Raw genomic sequence first — 18,044 nt, 5'->3', positions numbered from 1 at the left:
TTGTTGTTTTAACTCTTGTGTTCATTCAGCTACTATATAATATGTAATACAATATTAACAATAAAATCGAGACGAAATACAGGACACATTATGCTCAAAAAAATATCTCGGCTAACGCTTGTTAGTGCGTTAAGCGCCTCGTCATTGTCAGCCTTTGCTGATGCTAATAGTAGCAAGACTCTTGCGCCAATTGATAACCCCATTGTACTCAAACGTGCTGATCCATGGTTAGTTCGTGATGATAAAAGTGGTTGTTACACGTTTATTGGTAGTTCGCCGAAATTTGATGAAATTGAGCTGCGCCAAGCTTGTCGTTTAAACGATTTAAAATTAGCAGAGCCGAAAGTTATTTGGCAAAAGCGCGATAAAGGCCTAATGAGTGTCAATATTTGGGCCCCTGAGCTACATCAGATTGATGGCAGTTGGTATATCTACTTCGCCGCAGGTGATATCGAAAAGCCGTTCAGTATTCGTATGTATGCGCTTAAAAACGACAGTGCTAATCCGATGCAAGGTGAGTGGCAAGAAATGGGGCAAGTAACCAGCCACCTTGATAGTTTTTCGCTTGATGCCACAAGTTTCACGCACAAGGGTAAGCGTTATATGATTTGGGCGCAGCAGAACCAGCCTGCAACTTATAACTCTGCTTTATGGTTAGCTGAAATGGACTCACCAACATCAATTAAAGAACCCATTATCGCGATTACAGAGCCAACCCTTGATTGGGAAGTGCAAGGCTACAAGGTAAACGAAGGTGCTGCAGTCATCACCCATGGTGATAAAATATTTGTCACGTATTCAGCCAGTGCCACCGATCATCGATATGCGATGGGCTTGCTATGGGCAGATGTGAATGCTGATTTGCTTGATCCTGCTAGTTGGCATAAAAAGGCTGAGCCGGTGTTCACCACCAATGCTGAGCTAGGTCGTTTTGGCCCTGGGCACAACAGTTTTGTAAAAGCTGAAGATGGTGTAACCGATTTAATGATTTATCACAGTCGTGACTATAAAGAGCTGAAAGGCACACCACTGACAGACCCAAATCGCCATGCGCGAGCACGCATTATTACGTGGGATAAAAACGGTTTTCCAGTGTTCTCACCAGAACTCGCCGATTAACAACTTTTAAAAAAAGGGCGCCAATTGGCGCCCTACAACTTTGGGAACGAACGATTACCAGAAGCGGTAGTAAATAAAGGCAGTAATACCAATAATACCCGCGGTATGAATGTAATCCCACTTATCTAGGCCGGCAGCTACTTCTTTCATCGTTGCTTTATCTAGGCTTGAGAAAGTAAGACCTTTCAATTGTTCTTCGTCTGCTTGCTTGGTGAAAATACTCACCACAATCATAATCGCAACGACCACGACAAATAGCAGAATACAGTAATATAACCAGTTCATCGTGGTGATCCACGCAAATGATGAACCTGTTAAATCATCTTTAAATGGCAGCAACACTAAGCGGATCATACCAAGCACAAAACCTGATACTAAACCCACAAAACCAGCAGTTGGAGTGATGCGTTTACTGCATAAACCTAGTAAGAATACTGCTGCAATTCCCGGTGCAATAAGAGACTGCACACTTTGCAAGTATTCATAAAGCACATCGGCTATTAAACTCATGACGGGTATCCACAGCAAGCCTAATATAACAATAACGATAGTGGCAATACGGCCTACTTTAAGAAGGTGCCTCTCAGATGATTCAGGTTTGAATTTTTTATAGAAATCAATCGTGAACAAGGTCGCTGACGAATTAAATAATGATGCTAAAGAACTCATAAGGGCTGCTACTAAACCACCAATTACAATCCCCTTAACACCAGCTGGTAATAGCTCAGCAACGAGAGTTGGGAATGCTTGGTCAGCACTGTCATAGCTAATAATACCTTTAACATTCAATGCGTATGCAATCATGCCCGGCACTAAGAAGATAAATACAGGAAGTAGCTTTAAGTAACCGGCGAACATGGTACCGCGACGTGCTTCTTTAATGCCTTTTGCAGATAAAACACGTTGTACGATGTATTGGTCGGTACACCAATACCAAAAACCAATAATGAATGAACCAAATACAATGCCAGGCCAAGGGAACTCAGCATCTGAAGCACTACGAATAAGATGCATATTAGCATCGTTGATACGCTCAACTTCTGCCCAGCCACCTACTTTATCTAGACCAACAACGAGTATGACTAAGGAGCCAATAATGAGCACCGGAGTTTGCAACACAGAGGTCCACATAATGGCTTTCATACCACCAAGCACCGTATAAATACCCGTGATCACTACAAGGCCAATGGCTGAGATCCAGAAGAAATCGATACCCCAAATACTCTCAATACCTAAGATTGTTTTAAATGCGATACCGCCGGCATAAACCGTTACTGCGACCTTGGTTAATACATAGCTAATCAATGAGATTACAGATAAGAAAGTACGTGATTTAGAGTTAAAGCGGCGCTCTAAGAATTCAGGCATGGTGTAGACTTTACTACTCCAATAGAAAGGCACGAAAATCCAACCGAGTAGTAGAATGATCCACGATTGCATCTCCCAGTGAGCTAGTGCCATACCCGATTGTGCACCTGAACCTGAAAGACCCACTAAATGTTCTGAGCCAATGTTTGATGCGAAAATAGAGGCACCAATCACTAACCAACTTGCATTACGACCCGCTAAAAAGTAATCAGCGGTGTCTTCTTCTTTTTGTCGCATAGACATCACGACAACGCCAAGTAACAGGACAAAAAATCCTGCTAGCACTGCCCAGTCTAAGGTACTTAGTTCGACCATCGTGTGTTCCACCTAATTTTGAAAAGAGAGTTTAGCTTTATAATTGTTGAATAAAAATATTATATTATAAATAGGCCGAGTGAAAGAGATTTGTTAAAATAAGGTGACAGTCTGTGTTCTAAATGGTGACTATACTGTGTGAATTTTAGACACTTGTATTAGGTTGTTTTTTGTTTGCTATTGATTTTAATAGATTATTTGCAGGATGACGGAATAGCTTTATAGATGTATCATATTACTCAGATCTTTTGAGGAACACACATGGCGCGTTTAGAAAATTTAAACTTATCACAACAAGTTACCAATGAGCTCGGTAAAGCAATTATTGTTGGTGATTATAACACTGAAACGGGGCTACCAACTGAAGCACAACTATGTGAAGTGTATGGTATTAGCCGCACAGCTGTCCGTGAAGCAGTGAAAATGCTTGCTGCAAAAGGACTGATTTCTTCTCGTCCACGACAAGGTATTCGTGTTGAATCGGCGGAGAACTGGAACTTATACGACACAAGCGTATTAAAATGGTTACTAGAAAGCAGCCCTTCACTTTACGTACTTAAAGAATTCTTACAAGTGCGCTTGGCTATCGAACCTCAAGCAGCAGCACTTGCAGCAAGAAAAGGCGACCAAGCGGCAATTGCAGAAATTAAAATGGCACTAGATAAAATGCAAGCTGCGGCAGAAGAGCCTGAAGGCGTGATGCATGAGCCTGATCTTGCATTTCACACGGCAATTTTACATGCCAGTGGTAACCGTTTTTTCTACCAATTACGTGATTTTATTCGCACAGCGCTGCACGTGAGTATTCAGCATACTACGCCAGCTAAAGGCAATAAAAAGGCCATCGCTGAGGAGCACTTTAAAGTGTATAACGCAATTGCGAGCGGCGATCCTGAGCGTGCTAAAAACATGATGACGTACATGATTGATGAAGCAATGGCGTTTATTGAAAAAGAAATCGCTGATAAAGAAGCGGCTCAATAAGTATCGCTTCTTTACGTTGTAATGACTTTTAAAACATAAGGTTATCATGCCAAATTCAAACGAGCTAAAAACAGTTTACCCAAGCCTTGCTGGTAAGAGTGTGTTTATTACTGGCGGTGCATCGGGAATTGGTGAAGTAATGGTAAGGCGGTTCTGCGAGCAGGGCGCGAAAGTCACCTTTGTTGATATTGCAACTGAGCAAAGCGATGCGTTGTGCGCAAAATTAGCTGGTAAATATGAATTTGACCCACAATTTATCCATTGTGATATACGTGATGTTGAAGCTTTAAAAGCGGCCATTGAGCAAACTCGCCAGCAGCAAGGTGATATTGGTGTGTTAATTAATAACGCAGCCGATGACACTCGTCATGCTGCAGAGAATATGGATGTGAAATATTGGGAAGACAAGTTTGCAGTTAACTTACGCCCGTGTTTCTTTTCATCTCAAGCAGTGGTTGAGCAGATGCAGCGTTTAGGCGGTGGTAGCATTATCAATATGGGGTCGGTAAGCTGGCGTATTAAGCAGACCGGCATGCCAGCCTACACAACCGCAAAAGCGGGTATTGAAGGTTTAACCCGTTCATTAGCTGCTTCATATGGTAAAGATAATATTCGTGTGAACTCACTGGTACCAGGTTGGGTGATGACAGAGCGCCAGATTACGCATTGGCTAACCCCAGAAATGATTGAAGATGTTCGTTTAAGTCAGTGTATTAACGAAACTATTCAACCAGACCATGTAGTGAATGCCGCGCTATTTTTGGCCGCAGATGACAGCTGTATGATGACTGCACAATCATTGATAGTGGATGCGGGTTGGACATAATCTTGCGAAACGATAACAAAATGACTAGCGTGAAATAAAAATTTTACATAATTAAAATGATACTATAATAATAAAATATACGATTTAGGCTCAGCAGAGCTCATACTTAGGAAGGTGGTAAGAAAGTTTGACCGACTTTGTACTTGTTTATTTAATTCTGATTATTGGTGCTTGCCTACAAAGTGTTATTGGCTTTGGTTTAGGAATGTTATGTGTGCCTGTGCTTTACTGGCTAATGCCAGATCTGGTGCCTGGGCCAATGATTTTGAATGCGCTGTTTTTAACGTCGGTATTAATGATTAAGCACCGTGGCGCGATAGACATGAAGCAAACTGGTATATCTATTATTGGCGGTGCTATAGGTGTCATTTTAGCTGCTGTCGTGATGTGGTATGTCAATGCGAAGCAGTATCAGCTTCTGCTAGGGGTGAGTATTTTGGTGGTGGTGGCTTTGTCTATCATAGGTATGAAACCGAAAATCTCAACAATTACTAGTTTACTAGCATCAATGTCGTCGGGCTTTTTGGGTACCACAACTTCTGCAGGAGGTGCTCCAATGGGGCTACTCTACCAAGCTGAAGATAAAGAAAAAATTAAAGCTAACTTGAGTGCATTTTTCGTGTTTATAAACCTGTTTGGCATTATCGTATTGATGCTTACAGGTTCCGCCGATATGACTGATGTAAAGCTATTCTTTTTTTGTTTGCCAGCAATTTTAATTGGCTGGGGCTTGTCGTTTGTGATTAACAATAACCTCAACGAGAAGGCCATTCGCGGCATAATCTTACTCGTTGCGGGGTTATCTGGCCTAGCACTTATTTTCATACATAGATAGAATGAGAATAGTTCAGCTGTTCGTGTAGTGAAGCCAATGCTCGATGACACCATCAAAATGATTATTTCTAGCCAGTGCCAATTAGGCGAAGGGGCCTATTTTGCAAAAGCACATAACTGCTTATTTTGGGTAGATATTTTAGGGCAGCGCTTGTTTCGCTTAGATTGCCAATCAATGCGAGTTAGCCAGTTTTCCATGCCAGAGCCTATTTGCTGGGTTATGGAAACCGAGCAGGGTGAACTAGTTGCAGGCTTTGCCAAAGGTATTTATAAACTTTGTAGTGAAAATTTCAGCCGCGAACTACTTTATTCAATAGACCATGAACCCTCAAAAAATCGTTTAAACGATGGCAAAACGTCTCGCCAAGGCTTTGGTTTTTTTGGCTCTATGGACTCTCAAGAGCAAACCAATAGTGGTAAGTTATATCGTTTTGGACATGGGCAAGCTCCGATTTCTGTTGATCATAACTACACCATCAGCAATGGCCCTGCGGTGAGTAAAAATGGCTATTTTCTATATTCTACTGACTCAGATAAACAAACTATCTATCGTTTTGTTCTGAATAAGCAGGGCGAGCTTTCTGATAAACAAGAGTTTATTCGCTTTAGTGAAAGTATGGGCTTTCCAGATGGCATGACCGTTGATAACGAAGACCATTTATGGGTTGCCGCTTGGAATGGCTATGGCGTTTATCGTTTTTCACCAAGCGGCGAGCAGGTGCAGTTTATTCGCTTGCCCGCACCGCGTGTTACGAGTGTCGCATTTGTTGGCGAGGAGCTAATGCATTTAGCTGTGACTACCGCTGCAGTGGGTCTGGAGGACTCAGTTCTCGCTGATTACCCGCACAGTGGTGGCGTGTTTATTCTCGAGCCGGGCGTTAAAGGCATTGCTGAAACGCCCCTGAAACTATAGGTTCTCCATCACTTGGTAACGCAATTCTCCAAGGAAAGCGCGTGCTGCTGGACCAAGCTTATCACCATCTTTAAAGAGCAAGTGTAACTTAGCGCTGCGACTACTGTTATGGGTTAAATTAAGTGCTTTCATTTGCCTCGCCGCAAGGTGTTTTTCTATTGCTATTTTTGGCAACCACGCAAAGCCAAGTCCATTACTGATCATATCAATAGAAGTGCGCAAATGAGTTACCGTCCAGCGCTGATCGGCACCTAACCATCCACCATCTTGCTTGTGCTTATTGGCTGAATCGCGGACAACAATTTGGCGGTGTGATTTTAAATCTTCGAGGGTTATTTCACGCTCTATTGCATGCAAAGGGTGATCTGGGTGTGCAACGGCAATAAACTCAATATCACATAATTCTTCGTGAAAGTTTGCCGCAATTGGAAAGCCGGTAATAGCAATATCAACCTGATCGTTTTCGAGCAGTTCATTCCCCCCCATCAGCACAGACTCATGGAGTTCAATACGCAGTTGCGGGTATTGTGACGAGGTATCGTTAAGCACTTTATAAAGCAATTGCTGTGGGAAAATAGCATCAACAGCAATTCGTAATTTGCTTTCGATGCCTTCACCTAACGTCTGGCCTATTGCCTCAACTTTTGCGGCTTCATCGAGTAAGTAATTAGCACGGCGCAGCATCATTTCGCCAGCTTCAGTGAGCACGGTTTTGCGGCCTTGAATGCTGAATAACTTTACATCGAGTGCAGATTCAATTTTGCCAACTGCATTATGAATACTCGATTGGCTTTTATGAATACCTTGTGAGGCTTGGTTAAAGCCTCCAAATTCAACAACAGCACGAAACATGCGCCACTGTTCTAGCGTAATTCTTAGCATGATGTTCCTTTGCTTACTTAACTACCTAATAGTACCTGTAAATACTGAAAAAGTTTACTTTTTAGGTGAGGGCAACTCAATATACTCAAGCTCATCACCGGGGATTCTAGCAAAACGCTGTGCTTGCCAATCTTGTTTTGCTTGCTCGATGCGCTCTTTGCTGTAAGCAACAAAATTCCAGTGTAAATACGGGACTTTATTGAATTTACTGCCACCGAGTAAAATAAAGCGGCTGTGCACCAGAGTCGTTATTTCGTGTTCGCTGTCATCAAGTAGTACAAAGTCGCCTTGGGTATAGCGCGTATCACCCACACTAATTTCACCATAAATAACATACACTGCGGTTTCATGATGAGGATGCGGTTTAGTTATATGGCTACCTTGCTCTGCTACCGTATCGACATAAAACATCGGTGAGTAGCTTTTCACAGGGGAGCTTAAGCCATAGGCATCACCGACAATGAGTCTCATCAGCACGCCTTTTTCGATTTTCTCAGGCAATTGCTGTTTTTTGATATGTTCAAAACGCGGTGCTATTTCGGTTATACTCTCAGGTAAAGCAACCCAGCATTGCAGACCATTGATGTCGTGCTCGCTCGCCCGCACTTCAAGGCTTTCTCTTTCTGAGTGCACTATCCCGCGACCTGCGGTCATCCAGTTAACATCGCCGGGTTCTATTTGCAGGCTATTACCTAGCGAATCGCGATGGTAAATACTGCCCGTAAATAAATAAGTGAGCGTTGATAGGCCAATATGAGGGTGAGGCTTCACATTTATGCCCTCACCGCGAGGAAAGTGATTTGGTCCCATGTGGTCAAAAAAGATAAATGGGCCAACCATTTTTTTGTCAAAATGAGGCAAGATGCGTTTTACATCGAGCCCACCAATATCATGGCTGGTTGCTGTTAATAACGTTGCCATATTCGCGCCCTCTTAAAAACAAATTCAGCCAACAACCTAGGTTATTGGCTGGGATAAATGTTAAGCCTGACTACGTTTTAACACTAGTTGATCTAGGCTGATTTTGCCTGCACCAACACTGGCTAATGCTAAAAAGCCGCCTGCCATTGCAATGTTTTTGTAGAACATTAAAAATTGCATTTGATCATCAAGTTGAAAGTGGAATAACAAAGCACTAACTAGGCTGAAACCAGCAAAAGCGACAGCGGTTAGTTGTGTTAAAAAGCCTAGTAAAATAAATAATCCGCCAACAATTTCAAAGGCAATCACAAACGGCAGTAAGAACTCTGGTAAACCGACACTACTCATATATTGCGCTGTAGCATCGAAAAACTCTATTTTGCTAAAGCCGGTTAGTAAAAAGATGGCCGATAAACCAATACGTGCCAATAAAGTGCTAATATTTTGTAAGTGTGGTTGAGCTGAGATTAAAGTAAAAAGTTTCATAGTAGGTATCCTGTTTCGTTAAGCAGTGTGTCTGCGATGGAGTAACTATAAGTTCACTTTAAAAGAATTAAAAATTGTAAAATCAGCATTTATCATTCTCTAAAAAAGAATCCAAAAAGAGGTTGAATATGAAGTTGTTGTTATTGATAGGGTTTTGTTTTTCGGTGGCTACAAGTAGCTTGGTGTTTGCTGAACAAAATTTACCAAATAGTCGTCATTATGAGTTGCTAGCTTCAGATATTGCGGTGCAGCAAAGCTGGCAAGTTAAAGACACAATTAAAGGTTATGAGATGCTGGAATATCAAATTAACCTTAATAAAGGCACTACCTTAACGGTTGATTTTGCTCCATCAAATTCAAGCAACTACTTTAATATTTTACCAAAAGGCAACCCAACTGCTTTGTTTGTTGGCCCGGTAAAAGGTGATCATGCTGAGATTAAAATCTCTGATGATGGCGATTATGTGATTCGGGTCTTTTTGATGCGCAATGCCGCGCGCCGTGATGAGCAAAGTGAATTTACTGCCGATATTAGCGTCGTAAAAAGTACATTAAAAGGCATGCAGCCAAGCTGGGATGTCGATGGTGATGGGGTTAATGATTGCGAGAAAGACGGTAGCTGCGATCACACTGTTGACTACCGCCTTCCTCGAAAGTCGAATTAGGCCAATTTTAAGGCCTAATTAGCAAACTACTCAGGCGCCACTTCAAGCGTTGTGAATAATGAATAGCGTACGTTATCGATATCAGCCTCTGTTGGTTTTTGATCAACAGATGCTTCAATCAGATACATATCGGCATGAGCGAATGTCACAGTAAAGAAGCCTTTTTTATCGGTTGTTACTTTCACTTCGTCACGCTCATTACGGTAGCGTGCACTACCACGAACAATAGCAAGCTCAACGTCAGCGGCTGGTTTGCCATCCATTAATAATTGGAACTTAGCTTCTTCACCAGCAAATAGATCGTTCGGGTGAGTTGGGCCTGAAATTTCTAAACCTTGACCAAGCAATGTTGGCTTAGAAGTACCATTACGGCTTACAAAAGTATCAACCGTTGCGATTGATTTTACAGTGCGTACATCGGTTGCGCCTGCTGGTAGGTCTGCTTCTTTTTTACCTGCGAACACACGGCCACGGTTGCCATCTTTGTCTTTATAGAAAGTCATTAGCATTGGTTTTTGCTGCATAGCAATATGGTAAGTACCGTCTTGCGTTAAGCTCACTGCCGCTGAGTTTTTGCGTTTTAAGTAGTATGCGCGGATAGTTTCTTCAACCGGCTTACCATTTGGAGCAAGGGCAATTAATAAGTTGTCGTCATACTCTGCGCCTTTTTCTTTCGGGCGGTATGCTTTATCTGGGCTAAACAACTCATTCGAAATACTGGCATCGATCATCACATAGTGAGTTTTCTCACCAGATAAAGAAGTGTGAGATGGCATTAACCAACGGGCGTGTGCTTGTGCATAGCCAGAGGCAAGTGCTGTGAAGGTTACTGCGCCGATCAGCGCCGTTTTTAATAATTTTAATTTCATTGTTTGTCCTTAATTACTGGTAATGGTAACAAAGCTAGTCGCGAACTCTTTTTCGCCTTTAATTGTGACTTTGCCGTCTTTCGTTAAGTCGATTTCAACGCGGGTGTAATCTCGGCCACCTTCCTCACGTACAACTTCAACATTAAGCAGGTAGCTACCAGGTTTAACTGGATTACCTTTTAAATCTTTACCTTGCCACTCAATGGTGTAAGTGCCTGGGCGTTTTGTTGCACCTGTTACACCATCAAAGCTGTCGTTGCTACGACCTGCTTTTCGCCACCACTGACGTAAGTCTTTAAACCATTCAGCTTTTTCGACCCAAAGTGCAATAGTGGTAACGTGTTTACGTTCAGGTGTTTCTAGCCATAGCGCCACGTAAGGGCGATGATATGGAGAAACATCTAGCTCAGGTAAGGTAAATTCAACGGTGAGGTTGGGATCTTTTGCAAAGCTCAGTGGGCTGAATAAACAGCCAATTAGTAGAGCTGCGATTAAGTGGGCTTTTTTCATTAAGATACTCCTTTAAGTTGAGGCACCCAAACTAGATAAATGACCAAAGGCGTGGCAACACCAAGAAGCGTTAACCAAAGGCCTGCGGCCCGTTTTTTACGGTTTTGAAAGAGAATAATTAATCCGGTGATGGCAAACAGAATCATCAAAACAGCCGAGATATCAATGACCCAGCTCCATGCTTTACCTGTATGGCGGCCTTTGTGTAGGTCGCCAATCAGACTCATAAAGCCGCCGGTTTGATAATCAATATTGAGCTCGCCCGTTTGAAAATCGATTTCGGCGTAAGCAAAGCCTGCTGGCAGCGGATAGTCGAGCATCACCAAAGCATCTTCTTTTTCCCACTCAATACTTTTTACATTACTAAGTGAAAATTGCTGCTGCATGTACTGTTCTATTTCAGGGTATAGGCTCGGTAACGTGTCGAGATTAGCTTGTGCTTTTTCGAATAACTTTGCAGAAACAAGTAGTTGGTTCTGACCATTATGTTTATCATTTTCGAGCCAACTAACGTGATTCAGAATAATGCCGCTGACACAAAATAAAATAAGTAAAAAGAATAGGGCAGTTGAAAGGTATATATGTAAGGCGCGGCTTACACTATAAAAGCTGCGTTTATTTAAAGAAAACATAATTAGGTGTATTTGTTTGTTATACGCATATGATAATGATTTGCATTAGTGATAACAAGCAAGTTTACGTTCTTTACATTTCTTTGCGTTAGAAATGAATAGCAAGATAAGCCATTACCGCAAGTTGCGAGCTGAGAAAACAAGCAAGTAACATTAAGCGGGTGTGTGTGGTTATATTAACTTGAATTAGGGTTGGTTTATTTGGCGCTGATGGGCGGTTAATTAAATAGGCTAAAACGCTTAATTCAATCACCGCCACCAAATACATAACCCAAATTGGCGCGGCACTTTGTAGTAAAAAAGCATACCCGATAGCCATGCCCAAACCAGCTAAGAACTTAGCGCGAGTAGGAACGACCTTATATTCTTGCCAAAACCTTAAAGGCTGGCCGTACCTTGGATGGTGTAGCAGCCAGGCAGAGAGCTTAGGTGATGAGCGGGTAAAGCACGCCAATGCTAGTATAAAAAAGATAGTTGTAGGCATCACAGGTAATGCAATACCTATGATACCTAAACCCACCATCAATAACCCGAGTAATTGATAGCAGCCATTTCTATAGGCGGTAAACGCCGCTTTCACATTCATCAATAAAGTTGGGCCTGATAAAACTTAAATCGTTGCAGTGCTTGCTCGCCACCCTCTATCAAAGTGGCTTGTTGCTGTTCACAGAGCTCAAGGCTATCAATAAGATGACTTAGTTGACAGCCCTTTTTGTACACACTGGCTTTAGCAAGGTAGCTTGCACCACATTGATTATTTAACTTTAGCTCAGCTTCAACTTCTTTGCCTAATGTAGTGCAGAAAATTGCGATCCTTCAATTACATACAGCTTTTGTCAATAAACCATGTTTAGAATGGCGCAATATAATAATGATTTACATTTGTATAGCCAGAAAAACGTGCTTGCAAAGGTACAGAACGGACCTGAAATATGAGCATAGTGGCTATCAAGGAGTAAGGTATAAATTAAGCTAGTTATTACTCAAGCTAAGAAGATCGTGAAATTATTGTGAGTTTTTGAGTAAAGTAAAGAAAGGCAAGGAGAACATCTCCTTGCCTCTAAATAGCTCGCTAAATTAAGCGGGTATATTACTATTAGAAATAATAACCTATATTGATATTGAAGCGGGTTTCAGTCTCATCGCTGTCGCCAGCAATTGAACCACCAACGAATGGTTGGTTTTTCGCTTGTACAAAATCAAAGTAAGTGAATAAGCCGCCTGCAGCAACAGATACACCGGTTACATTCATCCATGTATCTTCGCTGTTGTCTGACTTGTCATAAATAATGCCGTAGTCATTGTAAAACTGTAGGTTTGTTACCGGACCCCATTCTACAGGAAGGCTGTAAGCAATGTTGGCATTAGTCATGGTCGCTTCTGCAGCGATACTATCGTAAAAAGCATAAGCGCCAACAGCCATGCGATCGACGTTGTCGATATCGTAGTTATATTCACCATGCTGAAGTTGGAAATTCCATGGACCAATTGTGCTGTTTAAGTGCACAGCCCAAGCGTAGTAGTCGCCAGCTTTATCTTCACCATCATGTAAGCCGCCAGATAAGGCTGAAACACCTAGCTCGGTGGTGCCGCCATCATGCTCAAAGTGATAACCATAACGACCAGAGAAGGTGTTGTACTCACCAATCGCATTGGTTGGTTCGGCGTATACACCTTCACCTGCAGAGCGGAAACCCACTACGTCGTATGAGTAACGGTCGCTTCTGTCGTCCACATAGCCGTCAACGCCACCTAGTTCATCATTTTTGAAAAAGCCAAGGTCAATTTGCCAGTTGTCAGCAATTTTGCGTTTGAATAGCACACCCAGGTCATGGTCATCTTCAAGACCAATATAATAAGTGGTGCCAAAGAAGTAGTTGTGTGAGTTATAAGGCCAGTTACCAAAAGGCACTTTGGTAATACCTGCCTGCACCTGCCAGTCTTCGGCAAAGTCATAGGCTGCATAGGCATACTTAACTGCGGTCATGTAATCGAAAAAACGGATCTCAGCGTTAAGCTGTACATCACCGACATCGCCTGCAAAATTTAGCCTGAAGATGTCAAAATCGAAGTCACCACCGCGGTTTTTATTGCCATCGTTATACGACGTATGGCTGAAGTTGGTACGTACAGCCCCACCGACTTTAATGCCAGATTCTTTTTTAGGTGCTTCTACGGCCGCTGTTTGCTGCTCAAGTTGCTTTTGTTGTTTTGCTACTTGTGCATCAATTTGCGCTTGTTTCTCGGCTTGTTGCTGCGATTTTGCTTCGGCAGCATCAAGTTTGCTTTGCAGTTGCTGCATTTGCTGTTTCAGTAATTGCAGTTGTTCTTGAAGGTCATCAATTTCAGATGCCTGACTAAGACTTGAAGTTGTGCCCAAGGCTATAGCAAGGGCTAACTTTGATAGTTTAAGCATGAATTTTCGCTAGTGTTGGAATGGGTACTGTTAAGAATAGTTGATATTCAGGCTGAACCCAAGCCTAGACACAGAAAATTAATATTAATCAATCAGTTTTAATTTTTACTGTGCTTCTAATGTCTTGGTGATTGCGCCAACCTCAAGCAGCGGTGAAGCATCGAGTTGATCCGCATCCATCATTGCAGCAATGCGTTGCATTGATGATAGTAGTAAACTTTGCTCCCACTCTTCTAGTGCTGAGAACTTTTCGATGAAGTGCTCTTGCAATGGTTGAGGTGCTTGCTCTAGTAGCTGTTCTCCCGCTTCTGTTAGATGCAAACTAACTCGACGCTTGTCTAATTGGCTACGCACACGAGTGATCAGATTACGGTTTTCTATACGATCTAATATATTGGTAACCGTAGCCGGGCTTAAGTTTACATTTTGTGCGATGCGGCTGGCGGTAATACCATCGGTTTGTGCAACCTCATTCATGATAAGTAATTGTGGGCCGGTTAGGCCTGAGGTTTTGTTGAGCTGTTTTGAATGAAGGTCGATGGCTCTGATCACTTTACGCAGCGACACTAATAACTCGTCATACTTTTGCATGTTTCTGTCTCTTAAAAAAGGCGGCATGAGGCAACCGCAATCGCGAAATATTACACATCTAATAAATTGAGTTCAAATAAATAATAACTATGTAGCTTATAATTTTCGGCGATAATGCTTATTATCGTGTTTGATGATTAATTAGAGTAGAAATTAAAAGGTAAAGTTTAAAAATTAGATGGAGTAATTGTTGTTAATACTTAAAATGCTACTCGAGGTGACATCATCACTTTGTAGTAAAACAATTCATACAAATAACTAAATATTATTTACTAATAGCCACTGCATTGGGTATGGTGGATTTTTCTTTCATTAAATGGGACGAATTATGAAGTTATCGCCATCAGTTACGATTGAGCAAAGTGAAACCGGGCTTGAATTTATTAAAGTTGCTAGTGAGTTTTGTAGCGCAACTATTTTTCTGCAAGGTGCGCAGATCACTGAGTTCACGCCAACCAATAAAAAGCCATTATTATGGGTCTCTGAACTAGAAGATTACCAAGAAGGCAAAGGTGTGCGAGGTGGTATTCCGATTTGTTGGCCATGGTTCGGAGTAAGCCAAAATGAAGGATGGCCTGCTCATGGTGTTGCTCGCACAAGTTTGTGGCGCGCAGAAGAAGTGAAAGAGCAAGACGATTCTATTTATATCAGTTTGTCGCTGCCGATGACGCAAGTTGATGAAAAGTATTGGCCTTACAAAACTAAGTTGTTAGCTGAGTTTATATTAACCTCTAGTTTAGAACTGCGTTTAACAACCACTAACTTAGATAATCAAACTGTACAGTTTACTCAAGCACTGCACACGTATTTCCCAACACCTGCAATTGAAGAAACAAAAGTGGATGGTTTGCAAGGTGCGAAATACATTGAATTTGCTGAAGGTCCATTTGAGCAGAATGAATTAGTGTCGTTCGCTCGTGAAACAGACATGGTTTACACCGAAGCGAAAGATACTCAGCGTATCATCACGCCTGATGGCATTATTGAAGTGGGACGCGAAAACTCAACATCGTGTGTGCTTTGGAATCCTTGGATTGATAAATCAAAACGCCTTTCTAATTTTGCTGATGACGAATACCACGTAATGCTGTGTTTAGAAGCGGCTAATGTCCTTGATGACAGTGTTGAACTTGCACCTGGAGCAAGCCACACACTTGCAACAAAACTACGCTGGGTATAATTTATAACATATAACAACTCAGTGTTAGCACGTAAGGTCGGCACCGCTGGCCTTTACAAGGAATTACCGTGTTTAGTAATCAACAAATAGAAACCCTCCCAAAGCATCAAACTATTCAATTCCAACCACTTGCAGATAATGCGATATGGCATGTACAACTAAATTGGTTGCTGTTTTATGTGCCTCTCATGGCTGTGATTATAGCTGTAAGGCATTTTAATCCAGCCGTTAGCGAAGCTATTGCTACACCTTGGCTGCTGGCTTTGCCATTGCTGGTAATCCTATCAATGGTTTACAACCTCTACAGTATACGCGCCAAAGGAGTTGCAGTAAGAGAGCACGATATCGCTTTTAAGCGAGGTTTAATTTGGCAACAAATCACCTTATTACCTATTTCTCGCGTGCAACACACCGAAATTCATCGCGGTCCAATTGAACGAAAGTTAGGCTTGGCAACACTTAGACTCTACAGTGCCGGTGGCATGAGTGCTGATTTACATATCAGTGGTTTAACTGACGAACAATGTAATGATGTCCGACAGTTCGTGCAAAGTTATGGTGATAATACAACAACTCAAGATAATGAGCTTGCCGATGAGTAATCAACAATGGCAACGCGTGTCGCCATGGGCACTACTGTATTTTATTGTTCATTTTGCACTGCGCTTTATAAAAGATGGCTTACTTAACTTACTGCCAATTTTAGTGTTATTTGTCACGCAAGTTGAGCAAAAGCTGTTTTGGGGGCAAATAGCAGTTGCCGCAGCCTCTGTAGTTTTAGTGCTGTATGCCTTTGCTTATTACCGTAATTTTAAATACCGAATTACTGATGACAACGAAATACTGCTAAATAAAGGAGTGTTTAAAAAAGAGCGATTAACCTTAAAGTTTGCTCGAGTGCAAAACGTAAATATTGCTGAGCCTTTTTATTTTCAGCCGGTTAATTTAGTTAATTGTATTTTTGATGCAGCTGGGAGTAGTGCTCAAGAAGCTGTGATCCCGGGAGTAAAGCTTAGCTATGCCGAGCAAGTGCGCGAACAAGTCATGGCATTTAAAGCTCAGTTACAACAAGAAGATCTGCAGCCTATTGAGCAGAGTGAAGCAACAGACAAGCAGCAAAGCTTAACGATCAGCAATGGTGAAATTGCTAAATTTGGTTTGATGTCGAACATGGCAATTTTAGCATTGGCTGCACTTGCCCCATTTATGAATGTGATTTTTGAGTATCTCGAAAAAACCATTATAAATCGCCTAGAGGCCATACTGAATGAGCAAGCTGCCTTTGTTGGTAGTGCTGCTGCAATAGCCGTGTTAATTATGGTTATCACAATTGTTTTGTGTGCCATTTTACTGTCTGTTGTTATGGCTTTAGTGCGCTTTTTTAATTTTCAGCTCTATTTTCAGGATGATAAATTTAAGCGTGTAGCTGGTTTATTTGAGCGTCAGCAACTCTCGATAAGTGTTTCGAAAATTCAAAGTGTGCAAATTAAACAAAATATTATTGCTCGGCTACTTAATCGCTTTACCTTAATTTGCCCGCAAGTGAGTAGTGGCGGTATGGCCGCAGGGGTTGCCGCACATAAAAGTAAACAAACTTTAGTAATGCCGGTATTAACTAAAGAGCAAATACAAGTTGTGTGTCGTTGGTTATTTCCTTGGTTTGTTGATTTAACGGCGCTTAACTTTATTAAGCCTGAGCGGGCTTTACTTTATAAAAATACGCTTTTATATGTTATGTTGCCAACCATACTTTCAGCACTAATTCTCAATAGCTTATTTGATGCTGCTACGATGCTTTGGAGTGTTGCGGTTGGACTAACTTTGATGCTCGGTGTGTTTTTAAGTTATCAAAAAACCGGTATGGCAATGTATCAACACGACGGTCGTTTCTTCGCTGTATTTAAAACGGGCATGTTGGGTGTTCAATATCGTGTTTTTGAAATCTACAAAGCGCAAAGCGTCACAACAACTAGTACTTACTTAATGCGAAGATCGCAGCTTAAGAGCTTGTATATACAACTGGCTTCTGGTTCAGTATCAATGCCTTACTTAAAAGCTGAGTTGGCTGAGCGGTTTACTGATTTTGCGCTATATGAAATCGAAGGTGTCGAGCGTAACTGGTTCTAAATGAAAATAATTATCAATACCGTTGATTCGTATTGTTATTGAGGTATACTAACGCAACGTTAATAACTACGGTGCTCAATGATTTATTTTCTACCTATTTTAGCTATTTCAGGTGTTGTTGCCTTATTGTTTTATGCACGTTCTCAGCAAGAGTGTAAAGGCTTGTGTGTGAGTGTCGCTGTTACAGTAATAGCGTTACTTGTAACCGCAGCTTTAGTCATCGCGGGGATCGGTGCATTAAGAAGCAGCCTGATGTTTGCCGTGACTATTTTTATTATTTATCAATTGTTAGACTTGGTTCGCCCGATTAAAATCGAGTAATTTCTTACACTTTTTAACTTCAGCCTTTTAAAAAAGCATCGCATACTAATTCTTAAATTAAGCAACTTGCTAATCAAGGATTGTG

At 41.7% G+C, this 18,044-nt stretch carries 19 protein-coding genes and 1 pseudogene; 10 read left to right on the top strand and 10 right to left on the bottom strand.

Annotated features, from left to right (window positions below):
• Window positions 1-90: 90 nt before the first annotated feature.
• Entirely contained in the window at window positions 91-1,119 is a 1,029-nt protein-coding gene (locus tag QUE86_RS07350; RefSeq protein WP_286260177.1) for a glycoside hydrolase family 43 protein, read from the top strand.
• 54 nt (window positions 1,120-1,173) lie between these two features.
• Here QUE86_RS07350 and QUE86_RS07345 read toward each other — a convergent pair whose 3' ends face one another.
• Window positions 1,174-2,802 carry a sodium:solute symporter gene (locus tag QUE86_RS07345; protein WP_167658273.1) on the bottom strand — a complete coding sequence of 543 codons (1,629 nt, stop codon included), beginning with the start codon at window positions 2,800-2,802 and terminating at the stop codon, window positions 1,174-1,176.
• Window positions 2,803-3,063: 261 nt separating this feature from the next.
• Here QUE86_RS07345 and QUE86_RS07340 point away from each other — a divergent pair, with 261 nt between their 5' ends.
• The 4 genes from QUE86_RS07340 (at window position 3,064) to QUE86_RS07325 (ending at window position 6,359) form a co-directional block, all read left to right on the top strand.
• Entirely contained in the window at window positions 3,064-3,786 is a 723-nt protein-coding gene (locus tag QUE86_RS07340; protein WP_054552285.1) for a FadR/GntR family transcriptional regulator, read from the top strand.
• Window positions 3,787-3,832: 46 nt separating this feature from the next.
• Entirely contained in the window at window positions 3,833-4,612 is a 780-nt protein-coding gene (locus QUE86_RS07335) for an SDR family NAD(P)-dependent oxidoreductase (RefSeq protein ID WP_167658272.1), read from the top strand.
• A 127-nt stretch (window positions 4,613-4,739) separates the two neighbouring features.
• Window positions 4,740-5,447, top strand: coding sequence for a sulfite exporter TauE/SafE family protein (locus tag QUE86_RS07330; RefSeq protein ID WP_130050187.1), 708 nt, complete (start codon window positions 4,740-4,742; stop codon window positions 5,445-5,447).
• A gap of 36 nt (window positions 5,448-5,483) precedes the next feature.
• Window positions 5,484-6,359, top strand: a complete 876-nt coding sequence (locus QUE86_RS07325; protein WP_286260351.1) for an SMP-30/gluconolactonase/LRE family protein — start codon at window positions 5,484-5,486, stop codon at window positions 6,357-6,359.
• Here the strand turns inward: QUE86_RS07325 and QUE86_RS07320 are convergent.
• From QUE86_RS07320 to QUE86_RS07310, 3 genes are read right to left on the bottom strand one after another with little or no spacing between them, the layout of a single operon-like run.
• Window positions 6,354-7,241 (bottom strand): LysR family transcriptional regulator, encoded by an 888-nt coding sequence (locus tag QUE86_RS07320; RefSeq protein ID WP_130050188.1) that lies wholly within the window; start codon window positions 7,239-7,241, stop codon window positions 6,354-6,356. The genes QUE86_RS07325 and QUE86_RS07320 overlap by 6 nt on opposite strands.
• A 54-nt stretch (window positions 7,242-7,295) precedes the next feature.
• Window positions 7,296-8,162 carry a pirin family protein gene (locus QUE86_RS07315; RefSeq protein ID WP_286260169.1) on the bottom strand — a complete coding sequence of 289 codons (867 nt, stop codon included), beginning with the start codon at window positions 8,160-8,162 and terminating at the stop codon, window positions 7,296-7,298.
• Window positions 8,163-8,222: 60 nt separating this feature from the next.
• Window positions 8,223-8,648: a DoxX family protein gene (locus tag QUE86_RS07310; protein WP_105173868.1), complete on the bottom strand. Its 426-nt coding sequence runs from the start codon at window positions 8,646-8,648 to the stop codon at window positions 8,223-8,225.
• Between the two features lie 128 nt (window positions 8,649-8,776).
• Here QUE86_RS07310 and QUE86_RS07305 point away from each other — a divergent pair, with 128 nt between their 5' ends.
• Entirely contained in the window at window positions 8,777-9,313 is a 537-nt protein-coding gene (locus QUE86_RS07305) for a hypothetical protein (protein WP_286260164.1), read from the top strand.
• Window positions 9,314-9,339: 26 nt separating this feature from the next.
• Here the strand turns inward: QUE86_RS07305 and QUE86_RS07300 are convergent, their stop codons facing one another.
• From QUE86_RS07300 to QUE86_RS07275, 6 genes and pseudogenes are all read right to left on the bottom strand, one after another.
• Window positions 9,340-10,182 carry a DUF4198 domain-containing protein gene (locus QUE86_RS07300; RefSeq protein ID WP_286260163.1) on the bottom strand — a complete coding sequence of 281 codons (843 nt, stop codon included), beginning with the start codon at window positions 10,180-10,182 and terminating at the stop codon, window positions 9,340-9,342.
• 9 nt (window positions 10,183-10,191) lie between these two features.
• Window positions 10,192-10,692, bottom strand: a complete 501-nt coding sequence (locus QUE86_RS07295) for a DUF2271 domain-containing protein (RefSeq protein ID WP_286260161.1) — start codon at window positions 10,690-10,692, stop codon at window positions 10,192-10,194.
• Window positions 10,692-11,324 carry a PepSY-associated TM helix domain-containing protein gene (locus tag QUE86_RS07290; protein WP_286260159.1) on the bottom strand — a complete coding sequence of 211 codons (633 nt, stop codon included), beginning with the start codon at window positions 11,322-11,324 and terminating at the stop codon, window positions 10,692-10,694. The genes QUE86_RS07295 and QUE86_RS07290 overlap by 1 nt, the downstream gene beginning before the upstream one ends.
• A 196-nt stretch (window positions 11,325-11,520) precedes the next feature.
• A pseudogene (locus tag QUE86_RS07285) lies at window positions 11,521-11,910 on the bottom strand (YbaN family protein); the annotation flags it as partial.
• A 510-nt stretch (window positions 11,911-12,420) separates the two neighbouring features.
• A complete protein-coding gene (locus QUE86_RS07280; protein ID WP_130050194.1) occupies window positions 12,421-13,740 on the bottom strand; it encodes a porin in 1,320 nt (439 codons plus the stop codon).
• Between the two features lie 105 nt (window positions 13,741-13,845).
• A complete protein-coding gene (locus QUE86_RS07275; RefSeq protein ID WP_130050195.1) occupies window positions 13,846-14,331 on the bottom strand; it encodes a MarR family winged helix-turn-helix transcriptional regulator in 486 nt (161 codons plus the stop codon).
• A gap of 328 nt (window positions 14,332-14,659) precedes the next feature.
• Between QUE86_RS07275 and QUE86_RS07270 the strand changes: the two genes are divergently transcribed.
• The 4 genes from QUE86_RS07270 (at window position 14,660) to QUE86_RS07255 (ending at window position 17,959) form a co-directional block, all read left to right on the top strand.
• Window positions 14,660-15,511, top strand: a complete 852-nt coding sequence (locus QUE86_RS07270; RefSeq protein ID WP_167658267.1) for a D-hexose-6-phosphate mutarotase — start codon at window positions 14,660-14,662, stop codon at window positions 15,509-15,511.
• 68 nt (window positions 15,512-15,579) lie between these two features.
• Window positions 15,580-16,113 (top strand): PH domain-containing protein, encoded by a 534-nt coding sequence (locus QUE86_RS07265; RefSeq protein WP_286260154.1) that lies wholly within the window; start codon window positions 15,580-15,582, stop codon window positions 16,111-16,113.
• On the top strand, window positions 16,106-17,638 hold the full coding sequence (locus tag QUE86_RS07260) for a PH domain-containing protein (protein WP_130050198.1): 1,533 nt from the start codon (window positions 16,106-16,108) through the stop codon (window positions 17,636-17,638). Before QUE86_RS07265 ends, QUE86_RS07260 begins: the two co-directional genes overlap by 8 nt.
• Before the next feature lie 78 nt (window positions 17,639-17,716).
• On the top strand, window positions 17,717-17,959 hold the full coding sequence (locus QUE86_RS07255) for a hypothetical protein (RefSeq protein WP_286260151.1): 243 nt from the start codon (window positions 17,717-17,719) through the stop codon (window positions 17,957-17,959).
• Window positions 17,960-18,044 lie beyond the last annotated feature (85 nt).

Source organism: Pseudoalteromonas apostichopi (genome assembly GCF_030297135.1).
Classification (GTDB): Bacteria; Pseudomonadota; Gammaproteobacteria; order Enterobacterales; family Alteromonadaceae; genus Pseudoalteromonas; species Pseudoalteromonas apostichopi.
Note: the sequence above shows the minus strand (reverse complement) of the source record. Positions and strands in the feature narration are given on the sequence as shown.